Below are 976 nucleotides of genomic sequence, written 5' to 3' on the forward strand. Positions count from 1 at the left end.
CGTCTCGGCACCGGAGCCGATCGGCAGGCTGCACCGCGCCCGCCGGGCGACCACCGCACCGGCCGCCGCCACCCGGGTCGTCCGGCAGACGGCCCGCCATGACGCCAACCCCCTGTCCGACGACGAGAAAGCGAGCAGCTGCTGATGTACGACCTGCTGGTGGTAGGGGCCGGTCCCTACGGTCTGTCCATCGCCTCCCACGCCGCGGCGGCCGGGCTGAGCCTGCGCGTGTTCGGCCGGCCGATGGCGTCCTGGCGCGACCACATGCCCCGCGGCATGTTCCTCAAGTCGGAGCCGTGGGCGTCCAACCTCTCGGACCCCGAGGGCCGTCTGCGCCTGGACACCTACTGCGCGGAACAGGGGGTACGGGCCCGGCACGGAGAGCCCGTCCCGGTCGAGATGTTCGCCTCGTACGGACTGTGGTTCGCGCGGCACGGGGTCCCCGAGGTCGACGAGCGCATGGTGACCGGCGTCCACCCCTGCCTGGGCGGCTTCGAGGCGGTCGTCGAGGACGGCAGAACCTTCCGCGCGCGAACGGTCGTCCTGGCGGTCGGCGTCCTGCCCTTCACCGAAGTACCCGCGGTTTTCGGAGAGTTGGGCCCCGAGCACGTCTCGCACAGCAGCGACCACGGCGATCTCGACCGCTTCCGCGGTAAGGACGTGACCGTCATCGGCGGCGGCCAGGCGGCCCTGGAGACGGCGGCCCTGCTCGCCGAACAGGGCACCCGCGTCCGGGTGATCGCCCGCGCCGGCGGACTCCGGTGGAACGACGTGCCCCCACCCTGGGACCGCCCCTGGTGGCAGTCGGCCCGCGCCCCGCACAGCGGCCTTGGCTGCGGCTGGCGCAACTGGTTCTACGCCGAACGCCCCGACGCCTTCCGCGCCCTCCCCGAGTCCACCCGCACCCGGGTCGCCGCCACGGCACTGGGCCCCGCGGGCGCCTGGTGGGTCCGGGACCGGGTCGAACCGGGCGTCG

Annotated in this window: 1 protein-coding gene; it reads left to right on the forward strand. The window is 74.2% G+C overall.

Annotated features, from left to right (window positions below):
* Positions 1 to 144 precede the first annotated feature (144 nt).
* Positions 145 to 976: NAD(P)-binding domain-containing protein (locus O3Q52_RS53545; protein ID WP_269655607.1), on the forward strand; the 832-nt coding region annotated here is incomplete at its 3' end.

This window comes from Streptomyces sp. ActVer, from assembly GCF_027270795.1.
Taxonomy (GTDB): Bacteria; Actinomycetota; Actinomycetes; order Streptomycetales; family Streptomycetaceae; genus Streptomyces; species Streptomyces umbrinus_A.